Below are 14854 nucleotides of genomic sequence, written 5' to 3' on the forward strand. Positions count from 1 at the left end.
GCGGAAAGCCCGTCACCGTCGGCCCGCGGATTACGCTTCGCTAATCCGCGCTACATCTCACTCCACCCCGAACAACCCCAACTGCCACCGCATTTCCGCTTCGGTCATCGGGTAATCCACCCCATACCGGGCATTCAGCAGCTTGGGCGGCGGCAGGCCGGATTTCAGCTGCAACAGCCGGGCGCAGCGCATGGAAAGCCCGGCCCGCCAGGCCAGCGCCGTAATGGCCCGCGCACTCTGCGTATCGGTGATCCGTTGCACCAGCTCCGCCGGCAGATCGGCGCGCAGGGCCAGGGCTTCGCGCACGAACGGCTTGTCGCCCCAGGACAGCGCGTCCCAGATGGCCGCCTCGTCCAGCTTGCCTTCGGCCTTCAGGCGGGCGGCCTTGGCGTCCGGCGGCTCGCGCTTCACATAATCGCGGGCCCAGTCCAGGCGGCGCTGGGTGACCTCCACCACCTCCTGCCGCTCTTGCCGGTCAAATCCCTGTCCCACCAGTTCGCCCTTGATGCTGTCCTCGACAATGCGGGCCAGCTTGCCCAGCAGCGAGGGTGGCAGCAGCGGCTTGGCGGTGGTCTTGGCCATGTCCATGGCTGACAGCGGCTTTTCCACCAGCCGCGACATGGCCCGGTCGGACAGGGCCGCACCGGGATTGGCCAGAAGGCTGGCCGTTGCCACCGGGTCGCCGGTGGCGGCCACCGCCTCTGCCACCGGTGCCGACACATGGTCGCGCCGCGCGATGGCTTCCAGGACCCAGGGCACGGGCTGGGCCGCGATGATGGCGACCAGTTCTTCGTCCGCCAGATTGACGCAGCCGCGCAGGATCGGTTCCGCCACTTCCCGCGCCACGTCGCGGGCCAGACCGGCGATCAGGCCGGGCGGGGCGGATGCGACATCGCGCAGCGCGCCGGCCAGGGCGGCCCGCACCCGCACCACTTGATCGGCGGCCAGCATGGTCAGGGCGTGGTGGGCCAGATCGCGGATGGCGGCATGCTCGGCCCCCGTCAGGTGCGGCAAGGCCCGCGCCAGCTTGCGCGACAGCAGCACCCGCACATCGGTATCCAGATCACGGGCCAGCCGGGGGGCCGCCTGCACCGGCGTCTCGCTGCGGAACGCGACCGCGCGGCGGACCAGCGGGTCATCATCATCGGCCAGATAGTATAGCAGCTCCGGCGGCGTCTCCGGTTGCAGCGCCAGTTCGGCGCGTTGTGCCGGGTCACCGCTGCGCGCCAGCGCCTTGGCCCGCTCATACGCCTCCGCCGGCAGCGCTTTGTCGGGCCGGTCTGTCATCAGGAGCGGGGACGGGGCAGGGGAACGGTCAGCATGCCGCCACGATCCCCTATCCGTGCGCCGGTTTCAACTCGCTTCTGCCGAACGTTGCTGCACTCACGATACATGTAAATGTCACTAAAAGTTGCTATAATATGTGGTATTATTCTAATAAAGTATGGTTAACTAATCATTTTCCTGGTATCGGAGTCTGGCTATGCGCCGTTTTTTGGGTATTCTGGTCGCCCTCGCGCCCTTGTTGTTGGTAGGTTCAGTAAAGGCGGCGGAACCAATCCGTCTGCGGGCCGATGCCTGGTGTCCTTATAATTGCGATCCCAAGGCTGATCGGCCTGGATACATGATTGAGATCATGCGCCATGTGTTCGCCGACGGTGGGATCGACTATCAGCTGCTCCCCTGGTCGCGCGCCGTGGAAGAGGCGCGGGCAGGCCGGATTGAGGCGGTGGCCGGCGCGACTGCGGCGGATGGCGCGGGTCTGGTTTTCGGCAAACAGGCCATCGGCCTGTCCACGAACGTCATCGTCACACGGCGTGGCGGACCGTGGCGCTATACCGGCCTGAAAAGCCTTGATGGCAAACGGCTGGCAGCGGTGAAGGATTATTCCTATGGGGAGGAGATGGACAAATACATCCAGACCCATGCTACCGACAGCAACCGGCTGGAACTGGCGTCGGGTGACGATGTCACGGACCAGAACCTGAAAAAGCTGCTGACGGGTCGCGTCGATGCGATGGTGGAGGACGTGAATGTCGTCGGCTTCGCTCTGGCCGCGCAGGGCATTGACAATCTGGTCGATATCCAACCCCTCAATGAGGGCACGCCTCTGTTCGTGGCCTTCGCACCGGGGCCAAAGGCGGCGGCGCGGGCCGCGACGCTGGATGAAGGGATAAGGTCCCTGCGCCGCTCGGGCGAACTGTCGCATATCATGGCGCGTTACGGCCTGGGCGACTGGCAGGCACCGTGACATGTCCGGCTTGGGTGCCGGGCGTCAACTGCCGTAATTGCTGATGATGCGGGCGATGGTGCCGTCTTCCTTCATGCCCATGATCACGGCATTGAAACGGGTGATGATTGCGGGGTTGATGTTGGCGGCCTGGCTGAACAGGGCGAAGGCCTTGTGGTCATTGACGAACATCGGATGCACATCAATCTCGTCACCCAGGCCCAGTTGCGCCGCACGGTTCAGCGCGATGCGATAGCCATCAATGAACCCGTCGATCCGGTCGCGCATCAACATGGCCATGGCGCTCTCGCCATTCTGGACCTGGATGATGTTGTCGGTCAGCGCGCCGCTGCGCGTCAGGTCTTCGAATTCCTGGCTGTATTTGGACCCTGCCACCACACCCAGCCGGAAATTGCCGGCGGCCAGCGCCGTCAGGCTCTGATACGGGAATTTCGCGGCATAACCCTTGCGCACGATCAGGACATTGCGCCCCTCGCGGATGGGCTGGGAGAAGATGCCGAACGCCTCGCGCTCCGCCGTCCGGCCCACGCCCACCACGGCATCGGCCTTACCCTCCTGCACCAGCAGCAGGGCGCGGGCGCGGGGCGCGAATTCCCAGTCGATGGTGCAGGGCATGCGCCGGCTGGCCTCGCTGACCAGCTCGATATCGATGCCCGATGGCTTTCCGTCGGCCCCCATGGTCTGATAGGGTGGCAGCTCCGTCCACACGATCCGCAAATGGCATGCCGCTCCCGCACGGGCCGCCGGCAAGGCGACCAAAAACACGAAAAGGGCCGCAAGGACGGCCAGCAGGGGGCGGGTGTGCATATTCATGACTGCAAAGATTTCACACAAATTTGTTTAAAATGTAACGACCAATTTCGACATACCCGATGATGCCACAGGGCAGGGTCGCCCATGCCGCGCTTGCGAAGGGGACGGGCTGGCTTTACCAGTTGGCGTGCAAATCCTTGACCTTGCTCACGAACACGCCATGACCGACGGCCCCCTTTCCGTCTACCGCGCCCGTCGCGGCACCGGCACGCTGAAGGCCGATCCGGCCCAGGAACTGGCGGCGGAAAAGCTGGAAAGCCTCTGGCACGCCCTGAAGGGCTATCGTCCCGCGACCGGACAGACGGGCTGGCGCGCCCGCCTGGGCCTGACGCGCCGCCCCGATCCCGCACCCCAGGGCCTCTATATCTATGGTGATGTCGGACGCGGCAAATCCATGTTGATGGACCTGTTCTTCGAAACCGCCCCGGTCGATGAAAAGGTGCGGGTGCATTTCCACGCCTTCATGCTGCGCGTCCATGAACGGCTCCACGCCATCCGGGGCGAGGGCCGCGCCAAGGGTGACGAGGTGGTGGAGGTCGCCAAGGAGATCGCGGCGGAGGGCTGGCTGCTTTGCTTTGACGAATTCCACGTCACCGACATCACCAACGCCATGATCCTGGGCCGGCTGTTCACGGCCCTGTTCGATCTGGGCGTGGTGGTGGTCGCGACCAGCAACTGGCCCCCCGACGACCTCTATAAGGACGGCCTGAACCGGCAGCTGTTCCTGCCCTTCATCGCCTTGCTGAAGGAACGGCTGGACGTGCTGCATCTGGCCTCGGCGCGGGATTACCGTCTGGCCCGGCTGATGGGGGCCAAGGTCTATCACTATCCCCTGACGGCGGGCACGGCAGAGGCGATGGCCCAGACCTTCGCCGACCTGACCGACAATGCCATGTCCACCGCCACCCACCTGACGGTGCAAGGCCGGCGCGTGGATGTACCCCGCTGTGCTAGGGGCGTCGCCTGGTTCACCTTCGATGAACTCTGCGCAAGGCCGCTGGGGGCCGGCGACTACCTCGCCATTGCCACGCATTACCACACGGTCCTGATCGATCACGTGCCCCGCCTGCCAGAGGCGCTGCGCAATGAGGCCAAGCGCTTCATGACCCTGATCGACGCGCTGTATGAGCATAAGGTCAATACCATCATCGCCGCCGAGGTCGCCCCCGAACGCATCTACGCCGAAGGCACCCACGCGTTCGAGTTCCAGCGCACCATCAGCCGCCTGATGGAAATGCAGAGCCAGGAATACCTGGCGCGCGAGCATCTGACGTGACGGGGCTTAGCCCAGGCCGCCGACGGGCGGAGCAAGAAAAATGACCGAAGTCCGCAAACGCTCCGTCATGGTCGCCGGCCACCCCACCAGCGTCACCCTGGAAGAACCCTTCTGGGACGCGTTGAAGGAACTGGCGGCGGCAGAAGGCTTGTCCGTCAACGCTTTGATCGAACGCATCGACGCCACCCGCACTGGCAACCTGTCCAGTGCCTTGCGGGTCTATGTGCTGGCGGCGTTTCGGTCTCAAAAAACTTAAAAGGCAACGGCCAGATCAAGGGCGATGCCATTGTAATCAGCACGCAATCCCCCGGCATCATCCCGGTCGATCAGGCCATGGTCGATCAGCGCGCTGACATCTGCATGCACATTGCGATAGTCCCGTCCCAGACGTTGCGCCACGGCGCGGATGCTGGCCGCCGGCTCATCGTGAATGGCGCGCAGCAATTCCATCCGTCGCGGTGTCAGGACCGCTGCTGCTTCCTGCAATGTGCCAAAGCTGAGATGGCGTTCATTGACCGGGTGCCCCTTTGCCGCCCGGTTCCAGGCGGCAATGAAGCGGTCACCCATGGCGGTCACGCTGGCGCTATCCCCGATATGGACCTTCAGATCGCTCATGTCAGCAACTCTCCCTGCGCCACGACATCTGCCAGGAAATCAGTGACCAACTGTTCCACACTGGTGAAATGGTATGAAAGTTCCTGTTCACCAATGTGCCGGTGGTCGCCCTTTCCCCGTTCATTGTCATATCCGACCAGCCTCCGCCCATTCCGGCCATAGAACAGGCTGTACTTAAACAGGTGCGGTGAGGGCGGCACCGGTGCAGGCACCTGCCAGATACGCATCTCGACAATGGCCCCGGAAGCCAGGGTCCGCTTGTCACGGAAAAGTAGGGTGGTAGCCATCAAAATACTATGGCATTGATGGACATATGGCGTCCATAGCCATATGTCACCCTACTTCTTGAAGAACGCGGCTGCCGCTGCCGCGACCTCCTGCTTGTCCTTGATAGCGGCCTTAACGCGCACAATCTCAGCCTCCAGCGCTGCGATATACTCGTGCAGGTCGCCGACCGACAGGCTGGTCAGGTCCACGGGCTTGGTCACTTTCTTGATGGGCAGCAATTCATCCAGGTCGAAAGCCATCGGTTCCATCCCTATCTTTAGGGCGGTTTTCATTTGACTGGAAAACCGCACCGGCGGCGACTGCCGCCGCGCCGCTCGTGCGGCGAAAGCCAAGCTGCGGATGCAGCGCCGGCGACTGAGGACTACGAACTATTAGAGCGTTTTTCCGTTCAACGGAAATACGCTCTAGTCTTGGCCCCATTCTGCGGTATCACGCCCTTGGCCGCCACCCCGAAGCATGAAGGAACCGACCCATGACCCTGCCCGCGACCATGCGCGCCGTTGAGATCACGCGGCCCGGCGGGCCGGAGGTTCTGGTGCCCACCACGCGGCCCGTCCCCCAACCGGCGGCGGGCGAGGTGCTGATCAAGGTGGAGGTGGCGGGCGTCAACCGCCCCGATGTGGTGCAGCGTCAGGGCCTGTACCCCCCGCCGCCCGGCGCGTCGGACCTGCCGGGCCTGGAAGTGTCCGGCACCATTGCGGCCTTGGGCGATGGCGTCACGGGTTGGTCCGTGGGTGACAAGGTCTGTGCGCTGCTGGGCGGTGGCGGCTATGCCGAATATGCCACGGCCCCGGCGGGGCAGGTGCTGCCCGTGCCCGACGGGCTGGACATGGTGCAGGCCGCCGCCTTGCCGGAAACGGTTTTCACCGTCTGGACCAATGTGGTCGAACGCGCCGGCCTGATCGCGGGCGAAAGCCTCCTGGTCCATGGCGGCACATCGGGCATCGGCACCATCGCCATCCAGCTGGCCAAGGCCCTGGGTGCCATCGTCTTCGCCACCGCCGGCGGGGCCGACAAGGTGGAGGCCTGCCGCAACCTGGGGGCCGACCACGCCATCGATTATAAGACCCAGGATTTCGTTTCGGTGGTGAAAGAAGCCACGAGCGGCAAGGGGGTGAACGTCGTGCTGGACATGGTGGGCGGCGATTATCTGCCCCGCAACATCGATTGTCTGGCGCTGGAGGGCCGTCACGTCTCCATCGCCTTCCTGCGTGGGCCGAAGGTGGAACTGAACCTGATGCCCGTCATGCTGAAACGGCTGACCCTCACCGGCTCGACGCTCCGCGCCCGCACCACCGCACAGAAGGCGGCCCTTGCGGCGACCGTTCGGGAAAAGGTCTGGCCGTTGGTTACGGGTGGTCAGGTCCGCCCCGTGATTGCCAAAACCTTCCCCCTGGATGCCGCCGCCGATGCCCACCGGTTGATGGAAAGCTCCACCCATATCGGCAAGATCATGCTGGTCTTGTAACGGCGCTACACCATTCCCCTAAAAAATCCCATGGCTTGTCCCGTCTCGGAACGCTATAGGTGAACGGGTCGTTGACTTGTCCGTCCGGTTGGCTGCGCGGGGCCCCTCCCGCGCGCGACGGGCGGTTTTTGCGTTTTTCTGCTGGCCTGATGCCGGCGAAGCGTTTGAGGAGGAAGCATGGCACAGCCCCTGATGCCGAAGGCCACCGCCGTCTGGCTGGTCGAGAACACCAGTCTCACCTTCGAGCAGGTTGCGGAATTCTGCGGCATGCATGAGCTTGAAGTGCAGGCCATCGCCGACGGCGAAGTGGCGGTGGGCATGGTTGGCCGCGACCCGGTGGCCGGTGGTGAGCTGACGACGGAAGAGATTGCCCGCGTCGAAGCCAATCCCAACCTGAAGCTGCGCATGCGCGTGCAGGACCTGCCGCAGCCAGTGGCCCGTTCCAAGGGGCCGCGCTACACCCCGGTGACCAAGCGCGGCGACAAGCCCGACGCCATCGCTCACCTGCTGAAGGCCCATCCGGAGCTGTCGGATGCGCAGATCTGCAAGCTGATCGGTACGACCAAGCCGACCATCGCCGCCGTGCGCGACAAGACCCACTGGAACGCCGCCAATATCAAGGCGCGCAACCCGGTCCTGCTGGGCCTGTGCAGCCAGCGGGAACTGGACGCCTCCCTGGAACGCGCCCGCCGTGGCCGCCCGGAACCGGAAACCCCGGACATGGACGCCGTGGACGAGGATATGGACCCGGCGGTGGCCGAGGACGAAGCCGAGGATTAATATCAACGGTCAAAATGTTTGACCGTTGATACGGCGGCGACCGCCGCCGCGCGGCTCGTGCCGCGTAAGCCAAGCCCACGGATGTGGGCGCCGGCGACTGAGGGGCATAAGAATTGGCCGAAGGTCAATCCTTATGCCGACTGTATAACCGGCACCTTGTGTCGTGTGGAAATTGGCCGGCTCGCCACGCGAAGCCGGCCTTTTTCTTGTCCGGCCCCAACCCGATATGCATCATGACGCGCCGCATCGGTGGCGGGGCAAACGGGGGGATGACACATCATGACGCAATGGTTCTTCCACGATGATGACGACCGGGTCGGCCCGCTGGACGGGCAGGCCGCGCTGGATTATGTCCGTGCCCACCCGGACGCCTTCTGCTGGCGCAATGGCATGGCCGAATGGCTGCCCGTGCGCGCCGTGGCCGAACTGTCGCCACAGGACAGCCCCTGGGGCGGGGCTGGCACGCCCCCACCGCCCCCACGCGGCGGCGACCGCCACTCCCGCGCCGATCAGATCGATTTCAAGATCCACGGGCAGGAGATGCAGTTCGTGGAGGTGGAACTGGACCCCGGCGAAAGTGCGATCGCCGAGGCTGGTTCCATGGTCTACAAGGACCAGACCGTCGAAATGAACACCATCTTCGGCGATGGCAACGAATCGGGTGGGTTCCTGGACAAGCTGATCGGGGCCGGTAAGCGTGTCCTGACCGGTGAAAGCCTGTTCACCACGGTCTTCACGCAAACCGGGCGCGGCAAGGCCCGCGTCGCCTTCGCGGCCCCGTTCCCCGGCACCATCCTGCCGCTCAACCTTGCCGATCTGGGCGGCGGCCTGATCTGTCAGAAGGACAGTTTCCTGGCGGCGGCCAAGGGTGTGTCCATCGGCATCCATTTTCAACGCCGTATCCTGACGGGCCTGTTCGGTGGCGAAGGTTTCATCATGCAGCGTCTGACGGGCGATGGCTGGGTCTTTGCCCATGTCGGCGGCACCGTCATGGAACGGCAACTGGCACCGGGGGAGGTGCTGCATGTCGATACCGGCTGCGTGGCCGCCTTCACCCCCGACATTGATTTCGATCTGGTACAGGTTGGTGGCGTGAAATCCGTGCTGTTCGGCGGGGAGGGGCTGTTCTTCGCCACCCTGCGCGGCCCCGGTCGCGTCTGGATTCAATCCTTGCCCTTCTCCCGACTGGCCGGACGCATGCTGTCCGCCGCCATGCCTGGTGCCGGCAAGGGCGAAGGCAGCGTGCTCGGTCCGCTGGGCGATATCGTCATGGGCGGCAAGCGGTAAGGGGGCTTCCCTTACCCCATCCATCCCCCGTCATCCCGCTCTCCCCTCGTCATCCCGGCGAAAGCCGGGACCCAGGGGCCACAGGATCAAACCTTTCCAAAACATCCGTAGGTCAGGTCTAGCCGAAAGGCGAGCCCTGACAGTAAAGGCTTTCAATCCTTATCTGTCAGGGCTCGGGCTGACGCCCTCGACCTGACCTACGCCATCCTTCGCGTTTATGGAATAAATTCCCAAATCCTGATAGGATCATGGACCCATCCCCATTAACGGGAGTGCTGCCCCATGTCCCTGTCCCATAATCCCTACGACACCGACCATCCCACCCTGACGAAGCAGGAACAGGCGGAGGCTTGGTGGCGCGGCTCCTCCGACCTGCATACCAAACCCTTCACCGAAGATGTCCGCTTCGCCGCTGATGAAGACCTGACGGCGGGTTATACCTCTCGCAAGGTGACGGACATTGCCTGGGCCAAGATCGCCTTTCACATCGCGGCGGGCCGCAAGATCAAGGAGATCACGGCGGAATATGGCGTGTCGCGCACCACCATCTGGCGCGCTTTGCAGCGATCCCACAATCTGCGCCGCCGCATCGCCGAAGAACGCGCCCTGCTGCGGCGGGAGGCGGAAAGCCGTTTCGTCTCGCTGCGCACCCTGGTGGTGGACAGCATCTATCATGCCGTGGCCAGCGGCGACATGCGCGCCACCCTCTGGGCCGCTGACCGTCTGGGCCTGGGCGGGGACCTGCTGCAACCGTCGGAAAAAAAGCCCAAGCCCGGTCACGCCCGCATCCCCGACGGCTGGTGGTCGCAGGGTGCCGATACCATCCGCCTCGACCCCCTGACCGCCCCCACCGTCGAAGACCCCGACCTCGCCGCCGACCTGCCCGACCTCTCCCCGCCGTCGGCTCCGTCCATCCAAACCGATCCCCTCTCTTCGTCATCCCGGCGAAAGCCGGGACCCAGGGGCCGCACGCCCGACCTCTCCGCCGATCACGAAGACGCAGAAGACCCCATCCCCGGCGCGCCCCCACCCACCGCCGACGCCATGGGCCAGTCCGGCGATTACCCGCCCGATTATCCCCCCGAACTTCGCTTCGCCCCACCCAGGCCGCCGGCCCGCGTCAGGGCCGCATGCCCGCCCATGCCCGCGAACCCGGCAGCACCCTTCCACCCCGCCGCCCGCCGTCGGCGAGCGGCCCCACGCTTGCTGCTCTGGATTCTCCATGAAACCCAGGCCGTGCTGGACAATCTGCCCACCACCCCCGGCCTGACCAACACAGTCTGGGCCGAACGCCCCCGCTGGCTGTCCTGGGCACCCAAGCCCGGCATCCTGTGAAACCAAACAGAGAAGGAGGTTGCACCATGTTTCACAGGAGATAACGCCATGGCATAATCCAACGCCTGCGAAACGCGGGACCAGACAAGGGTGCGTGATGTTTCACTCAAACGCGCTCCTGTGCGCGCCGTCACGGTGATCATCGGTGACCGATGCCATCTTGCTACGTGGGACCCGGAACCTGTGGCGGTGACAAACCGTCTCTTTGCGTCCGGCGGGGGAAAAGATAAGATGCGCCGATCATGACGCACGCCACCGACACGACCGCCGGCCATACCGACATTAGGCCCGGCGATTGGATCGACCGCTACCTGCCGGTGGCGTGGCGGCCCTATGCGCGTCTGGCCCGGCTCGACCGGCCTATCGGTACCTGGCTGCTGCTGCTGCCTTGCTGGTGGTCCATCGCCCTGGCGGCCCCGGCGGGGGGCTGGCCCAATCTCTGGCTGATGGCCTTGTTCGGCGTTGGTGCCGTGGTCATGCGCGGGGCCGGCTGTACCATCAATGACATTCTGGACCGGCACCTGGATGCCAAGGTTGAACGGACCAAGGTTCGCCCCATCCCCTCCGGTCAGGTGACCGTCCGTCAGGCCATCGCCTTCCTGGTGGCGCAGCTTCTGGTCGGTCTGCTGATTCTTGTGCAGTTGAACCTGTTCGCCATCGCCATGGGTGTCGCCTCGCTGCTGCTGGTCGCGACATATCCGCTGATGAAGCGGATTACCTGGTGGCCGCAGGCCTTTCTGGGCCTGACCTTCAACTGGGGTGCCCTGATGGGCTGGGCGGCGGTGCGCGGCGATATCGGCTGGCCGGCGGTCCTGCTCTATGCCGGTGGTATCCTTTGGACGCTCGGCTATGACACGGTCTACGCCCATCAGGACCGGGAAGATGATGCCCATGTCGGGATCAAATCCACGGCCCTGCTGTTCGGCAATGATTCGCGGCGCTGGGTCGGCGGCTTCTATACCGGGGCCTTCATCTTCTGGCTGCTGGCGCTGGAACCGATGGGCATGTTCTGGGGCATCTTCGTGCCGCTGGCCGCCACGGGTGCCCTGATGGTGATGCAGGTCCGGGGTTGGGACATGAATGACCCGGCCGACAGTCTGGCTACCTTCAAGGCGGCGCGGTTCATCGGCATGGCCTTGCTGGTCGCCATCATTGTCGGTATCGCCAGCCTGCCGCCCGCCCCGCAGGGTGGTGGCGGCTTCGCGCCGGGCGGTAATCGCGGCCTGCCCAAACCCTACATGCAGCAGCCGATGCTGCAGATGGCCGATCTTGTCACCGTCCCCAGCCTCCGCTGATCCCGCTTCCTTCATCCGCCTGCATACTGCTCCGGCTCCCGTGCCGCTCTGCCCCGATATCCTTCTGTGGCAGGCGACCGAAATCACCCCCATCTGGCACGCCACCGAGGACTGGCTGCAAAAGAATGGCATTCCGCCGCCCTTCTGGGCCTTCCCCTGGGCCGGCGGGCAGGCAGTGGCGCGGCTGATCGCCGACGACCCGTCGCTGGTGGCCGGCAAGCGGGTGATGGATTTCGCCGCCGGCTCCGGCCTGATCGCCATCGCCGCCATGAAGGCGGGAGCCGCCTCGGTCATCGCGGTGGAGATCGATCCCTTCGCCATCACCGCCACGGCCCTGAATGCCGATCTCAACGGCGTCGCCATCACCGGCCTGACGGAGGATATTATCGGCCAGCCCTTGTCCGGCATCGATATCCTGCTGGCCGGCGACGTCTGTTATGAGCGGCCCTTCGCAGAGGCCGCCCTGTCTTGGTTCCGCGATCTGGCCCGGACCGGCATCACAATCCTGGTCGGTGACCCCGGTCGCGCCTATCTGCCATCCCAGGGCCTGGATCGGCTCGCCACCTACGATGTTCCCACGACGCTGGAGCTGGAGGATCGGGCGGTGCGGGTCACGGACGTCTGGCGGGTGCCGTGCCCTTGACCCCGCCGCCGGCCCGACCGATCTTACAGCCCGATATTCAGACCGGAACCCCCAAAGGCCCATCATGCCCTATGCCTCGCTGCGCGACTTCATGGCCCGCCTGGAAAAGGAAGGCCGCCTGGTCCGCGTGACGGAACCCGTCTCCACCGTCCTGGAAATGACGGAAATTCACACCCGCCTGCTGGCGGAAAAGGGTCCGGCTGTCCTGTTCGAAAATGTGATCCGGGAGGATGGGACCCGCAGCCCCATGCCCGTCCTGATCAATCTGTTCGGCACGGTGGAGCGTGTGGCCTGGGGGATGGACCGGGAACCGCATGAGCTGCGGCAGGTGGGGGAGACGCTGGCCTTCCTCAAACAGCCGGAGCCGCCGCGCGGATTGAAGGAGGCGTTCCAACTGCTGCCGCTGGCCAAGCAGGTCATGGCCATGCGGCCCGGCACCGTGTCAAAGGCCCCGTGCCAGGAGGTGGTGCTGACCGGCGATGATGTCGACCTGTCCCTGCTGCCCATCCAGTCCTGCTGGCCGGGGGAGCCGGCACCCCTGATCACCTGGCCCCTGATCGTCACCAAGGGTCCTTCTGACAGCCGGGAAGATAATTTCAATCTCGGCATCTACCGCATGCAGCGCCTGTCCAAGAACAAGACCATCATGCGCTGGCTGAAGCATCGCGGCGGTGCCCAGCATCATCAACGCTGGAAACAGTCGGGCAAGCGCGATCCCTTGCCCGCCGCCGCCGTGCTGGGTGCTGATCCCGGCACCATCCTGGCTGCCGTCACCCCGGTGCCGGAGACGCTGTCGGAATATCAGTTCGCGGGCCTGCTGCGCGGCAAGAAGGTGGAGCTTGTCGATTGCAAGACGGTGTCGCTGAAGGTGCCGGCCAATGCGGAGATCGTGCTGGAGGGCTATGTCAGCCTGGATGAATATGCCGATGAAGGCCCTTATGGCGACCATACTGGCTATTACAACTCGGTGGAGCCGTTCCCCGTCTTCACCGTGACGGCCATGACCATGCGCCGCGATCCGATCTATCTCTCCACCTTCACCGGTCGCCCGCCGGATGAGCCCAGCGTGCTGGGCGAAGGCCTGAACGAGGTGTTCATCCCCCTGCTTCAGCAGCAATTCCCTGAGATCGTGGATTTCTGGCTGCCGCCGGAGGGCTGTTCCTACCGGATCGCCGTTGTCTCGATGAAGAAGGCCTATCCCGGCCACGCCAAGCGCGTGATGATGGGCGTCTGGTCCTTCCTACGGCAATTCATGTACACGAAATGGGTTATCGTCGTGGATGACGACATCAATGCGCGGGACTGGAAGGATGTGATGTGGGCCGTCAGCACCCGCATGGACCCCGTCCGCGATATCACCATGATTGAGGGCACGCCCATCGACTATCTGGACTTCGCCAGCCCGGAGAGTGGCCTGGGCGGCAAGGTCGGTATGGACGCCACTAACAAGCTGCCGCCGGAAACCCACCGGGAATGGGGCGAAAAACTATTTATGGATAAGGCAGTGGTTGATAAGGTGAGTGAGATGTGGGGACGACTGCGCCTGCCTGGAACCGGTAAGCCGATCTGGCGGGATTAATCCTCAATCCGCCATTTCTACCCGGATCGCCACCATTTCCGCCCTATTGTCGAGAAACAAGGCGGCAAGATCCGGGTCCAGATGGCTGCCGGCGACATCGGCGATATAGGACAGCGCCCTGTCCATCGGCCAGGGTTCCTTGTAGGGCCGGTGCGACAGCAGCGCGTCGAACACATCGCAGACGGCAACCAGCCGCCCTGACAGGGGAATGCGGTCGCGGGACAGTCCGTTGGGATAGCCCGTGCCATCCCATTTCTCATGATGGGAAAGCGCGATTTCCGACGCCAGATCCAGCAGCGGCATGCCGCTATCGGCCAGGATCTGCGCACCCAGGGTGCAATGGGTCTTCATGATGGCCCATTCATCGGCGTCCAGCTTGCCGGGTTTCAGCAGGACCCGGTCGGGGATGCCGATCTTGCCGATATCGTGCAGCGGGGCGGCGGCGGCCAGCCGGCCCACGAAGTCCCGGTCAGCCCCCGCCAGTTCGGCCAGCCGGGAAGACAGTCTGCCGATACGGGCCACATGCCGGCCCGTATCCTCGTCCCGGAACTCCCCGGCATTGCACAGCCGGTGGATGATCTCTGACCGCGTCCGCTCCAGCTCCGCCGTCCGCTCACTGACCAGCTGCTCCAGCTGCCGCGACAGCGCCCGCTGTCCCCGATGCATCATATGCAGGCGCAGTAGGTTGCGGGCCCGGATCAGCAGTTCCCAGTCCGTGAAAGGTTTCAACACATAGTCGATGGCACCCAGTTCAAGGGCGCGGCGGCGGTTGGCCTCGATATCATGGGCGGTGATGACCAGAATGGGCGGCACCTCCTCGCCCAAGATGGCCGTCAGTTCCGCCATGAAGCCGGGGCCGTCCAGACCCGGCATGCAGTAATCCAGCAGAATCAGGTCGGGCGGTGCCACGCGGCACAGTTCCAATCCCTCATGTGGATTAGTTGTTGCTGATATATGGGCTAGACCCGCCCGGCGAAGCGTGCAGACAAGATAGTCAACGCTCACTTGCATGTCGTCGATGACAAGAATTCGTGCCGACTTAAGGGCAATTTCTCCTGTCAGAAGGCCGTGATGTCCCATCCTGTCCACTCCGCCAACGAAAGAAGACACGGAACGTCAATATCCGCACGCCCTATTGGGGGCGTCAAAATAAAACAGACAACTTATGGCATTCTTTGTTGTTGTCTGATCGGACATGGCGTCTTTTGCGTCTTCAGCATAAAC

16 protein-coding genes are annotated in these 14854 nt (G+C 64.2%); 10 read left to right on the forward strand and 6 right to left on the reverse strand.

The annotated features are described in order from the left end of the window. Positions 1 to 57: 57 nt before the first annotated feature. Positions 58 to 1287 carry a DUF2336 domain-containing protein gene (locus ABC729_RS02540; protein ID WP_495606092.1) on the reverse strand — a complete coding sequence of 410 codons (1230 nt, stop codon included), beginning with the start codon at positions 1285 to 1287 and terminating at the stop codon, positions 58 to 60. Between the two features lie 349 nt (positions 1288 to 1636). Between ABC729_RS02540 and ABC729_RS02545 the strand changes: the two genes are divergently transcribed. Then, entirely contained in the window at positions 1637 to 2251 is a 615-nt protein-coding gene (locus ABC729_RS02545; RefSeq protein WP_495606093.1) for a substrate-binding periplasmic protein, read from the forward strand. A gap of 24 nt (positions 2252 to 2275) precedes the next feature. On the opposite strand, the gene ABC729_RS02550 is transcribed toward ABC729_RS02545, so the two are convergent. After that, positions 2276 to 3064, reverse strand: coding sequence for a substrate-binding periplasmic protein (locus ABC729_RS02550; protein WP_495606094.1), 789 nt, complete (start codon positions 3062 to 3064; stop codon positions 2276 to 2278). 160 nt (positions 3065 to 3224) lie between these two features. Here ABC729_RS02550 and zapE point away from each other — a divergent pair, with 160 nt between their 5' ends. Both zapE and ABC729_RS02560 read left to right on the forward strand, forming a co-directional pair. Next, positions 3225 to 4340, forward strand: a complete 1116-nt coding sequence (zapE, locus tag ABC729_RS02555) for a cell division protein ZapE (protein ID WP_495606095.1) — start codon at positions 3225 to 3227, stop codon at positions 4338 to 4340. Positions 4341 to 4380: 40 nt separating this feature from the next. Continuing rightward, positions 4381 to 4596, forward strand: a complete 216-nt coding sequence (locus ABC729_RS02560; protein ID WP_495606096.1) for a ribbon-helix-helix domain-containing protein — start codon at positions 4381 to 4383, stop codon at positions 4594 to 4596. On the opposite strand, the gene ABC729_RS02565 is transcribed toward ABC729_RS02560, so the two are convergent. Genes ABC729_RS02565 through ABC729_RS02575 form a run of 3 tightly spaced genes read right to left on the reverse strand, consistent with a single transcriptional unit; the run spans position 4593 to position 5482 of the window. Continuing rightward, entirely contained in the window at positions 4593 to 4955 is a 363-nt protein-coding gene (locus ABC729_RS02565) for an HVO_A0114 family putative DNA-binding protein (RefSeq protein ID WP_495606097.1), read from the reverse strand. The genes ABC729_RS02560 and ABC729_RS02565 overlap by 4 nt on opposite strands. After that, the gene (locus tag ABC729_RS02570; RefSeq protein WP_495606098.1) at positions 4952 to 5242 is read right to left on the reverse strand and encodes a toxin-antitoxin system TumE family protein; all 291 of its coding nucleotides are present in this window, start codon (positions 5240 to 5242) and stop codon (positions 4952 to 4954) included. The genes ABC729_RS02565 and ABC729_RS02570 overlap by 4 nt, the downstream gene beginning before the upstream one ends. 51 nt (positions 5243 to 5293) lie before the next feature. Next, complete coding sequence (locus ABC729_RS02575) at positions 5294 to 5482, reverse strand: DUF1192 domain-containing protein (protein WP_495606099.1); 189 nt, start codon at positions 5480 to 5482, stop codon at positions 5294 to 5296. 233 nt (positions 5483 to 5715) lie between these two features. On the opposite strand from ABC729_RS02575, the gene ABC729_RS02580 reads away from it, so the two are divergent. The 7 genes from ABC729_RS02580 (at position 5716) to ABC729_RS02610 (ending at position 13630) form a co-directional block, all read left to right on the forward strand. Continuing rightward, entirely contained in the window at positions 5716 to 6711 is a 996-nt protein-coding gene (locus ABC729_RS02580) for an NAD(P)H-quinone oxidoreductase (RefSeq protein WP_495606100.1), read from the forward strand. 177 nt (positions 6712 to 6888) lie between these two features. Continuing rightward, positions 6889 to 7491, forward strand: coding sequence for a DUF1013 domain-containing protein (locus ABC729_RS02585; RefSeq protein ID WP_495606101.1), 603 nt, complete (start codon positions 6889 to 6891; stop codon positions 7489 to 7491). Between the two features lie 279 nt (positions 7492 to 7770). After that, positions 7771 to 8778 carry a TIGR00266 family protein gene (locus ABC729_RS02590; RefSeq protein ID WP_495606102.1) on the forward strand — a complete coding sequence of 336 codons (1008 nt, stop codon included), beginning with the start codon at positions 7771 to 7773 and terminating at the stop codon, positions 8776 to 8778. Between the two features lie 282 nt (positions 8779 to 9060). After that, the gene (locus ABC729_RS02595; protein WP_495606103.1) at positions 9061 to 10113 is read left to right on the forward strand and encodes a hypothetical protein; all 1053 of its coding nucleotides are present in this window, start codon (positions 9061 to 9063) and stop codon (positions 10111 to 10113) included. 242 nt (positions 10114 to 10355) lie between these two features. Then, positions 10356 to 11408 carry a 4-hydroxybenzoate octaprenyltransferase gene (ubiA, locus tag ABC729_RS02600; protein ID WP_495606104.1) on the forward strand — a complete coding sequence of 351 codons (1053 nt, stop codon included), beginning with the start codon at positions 10356 to 10358 and terminating at the stop codon, positions 11406 to 11408. Further along, a complete protein-coding gene (locus tag ABC729_RS02605; RefSeq protein WP_495606105.1) occupies positions 11383 to 12051 on the forward strand; it encodes a class I SAM-dependent methyltransferase in 669 nt (222 codons plus the stop codon). Before ubiA ends, ABC729_RS02605 begins: the two co-directional genes overlap by 26 nt. Before the next feature lie 64 nt (positions 12052 to 12115). Next, positions 12116 to 13630, forward strand: coding sequence for a UbiD family decarboxylase (locus ABC729_RS02610; RefSeq protein ID WP_495606106.1), 1515 nt, complete (start codon positions 12116 to 12118; stop codon positions 13628 to 13630). Between the two features lie 3 nt (positions 13631 to 13633). Here ABC729_RS02610 and ABC729_RS02615 read toward each other — a convergent pair whose 3' ends face one another. Further along, on the reverse strand, positions 13634 to 14710 hold the full coding sequence (locus ABC729_RS02615) for an HD domain-containing phosphohydrolase (protein WP_495606107.1): 1077 nt from the start codon (positions 14708 to 14710) through the stop codon (positions 13634 to 13636). Positions 14711 to 14854: the final 144 nt, after the last annotated feature.

The sequence above is a fragment of the Niveispirillum sp. CC-CTL257 genome, assembly GCF_059489915.1.

What these genes read in the sequence shown, in the direction of transcription:
- ABC729_RS02540 (WP_495606092.1), bottom strand. Translation starts at nt 1,287, where the DNA reads ATGACAGACCGGCCCGACAAAGCGCTGCCGGCGGAGGCGTATGAGCGG.
- ABC729_RS02545 (WP_495606093.1), top strand. Translation starts at nt 1,637, where the DNA reads ATGCGCCATGTGTTCGCCGACGGTGGGATCGACTATCAGCTGCTCCCC.
- ABC729_RS02550 (WP_495606094.1), bottom strand. Translation starts at nt 3,064, where the DNA reads ATGAATATGCACACCCGCCCCCTGCTGGCCGTCCTTGCGGCCCTTTTC.
- zapE (WP_495606095.1), top strand. Translation starts at nt 3,225, where the DNA reads ATGACCGACGGCCCCCTTTCCGTCTACCGCGCCCGTCGCGGCACCGGC.
- ABC729_RS02560 (WP_495606096.1), top strand. Translation starts at nt 4,381, where the DNA reads ATGACCGAAGTCCGCAAACGCTCCGTCATGGTCGCCGGCCACCCCACC.
- ABC729_RS02565 (WP_495606097.1), bottom strand. Translation starts at nt 4,955, where the DNA reads ATGAGCGATCTGAAGGTCCATATCGGGGATAGCGCCAGCGTGACCGCC.
- ABC729_RS02570 (WP_495606098.1), bottom strand. Translation starts at nt 5,242, where the DNA reads ATGGCTACCACCCTACTTTTCCGTGACAAGCGGACCCTGGCTTCCGGG.
- ABC729_RS02575 (WP_495606099.1), bottom strand. Translation starts at nt 5,482, where the DNA reads ATGGCTTTCGACCTGGATGAATTGCTGCCCATCAAGAAAGTGACCAAG.
- ABC729_RS02580 (WP_495606100.1), top strand. Translation starts at nt 5,716, where the DNA reads ATGACCCTGCCCGCGACCATGCGCGCCGTTGAGATCACGCGGCCCGGC.
- ABC729_RS02585 (WP_495606101.1), top strand. Translation starts at nt 6,889, where the DNA reads ATGGCACAGCCCCTGATGCCGAAGGCCACCGCCGTCTGGCTGGTCGAG.
- ABC729_RS02590 (WP_495606102.1), top strand. Translation starts at nt 7,771, where the DNA reads ATGACGCAATGGTTCTTCCACGATGATGACGACCGGGTCGGCCCGCTG.
- ABC729_RS02595 (WP_495606103.1), top strand. Translation starts at nt 9,061, where the DNA reads ATGTCCCTGTCCCATAATCCCTACGACACCGACCATCCCACCCTGACG.
- ubiA (WP_495606104.1), top strand. Translation starts at nt 10,356, where the DNA reads ATGACGCACGCCACCGACACGACCGCCGGCCATACCGACATTAGGCCC.
- ABC729_RS02610 (WP_495606106.1), top strand. Translation starts at nt 12,116, where the DNA reads ATGCCCTATGCCTCGCTGCGCGACTTCATGGCCCGCCTGGAAAAGGAA.
- ABC729_RS02615 (WP_495606107.1), bottom strand. Translation starts at nt 14,710, where the DNA reads ATGGGACATCACGGCCTTCTGACAGGAGAAATTGCCCTTAAGTCGGCA.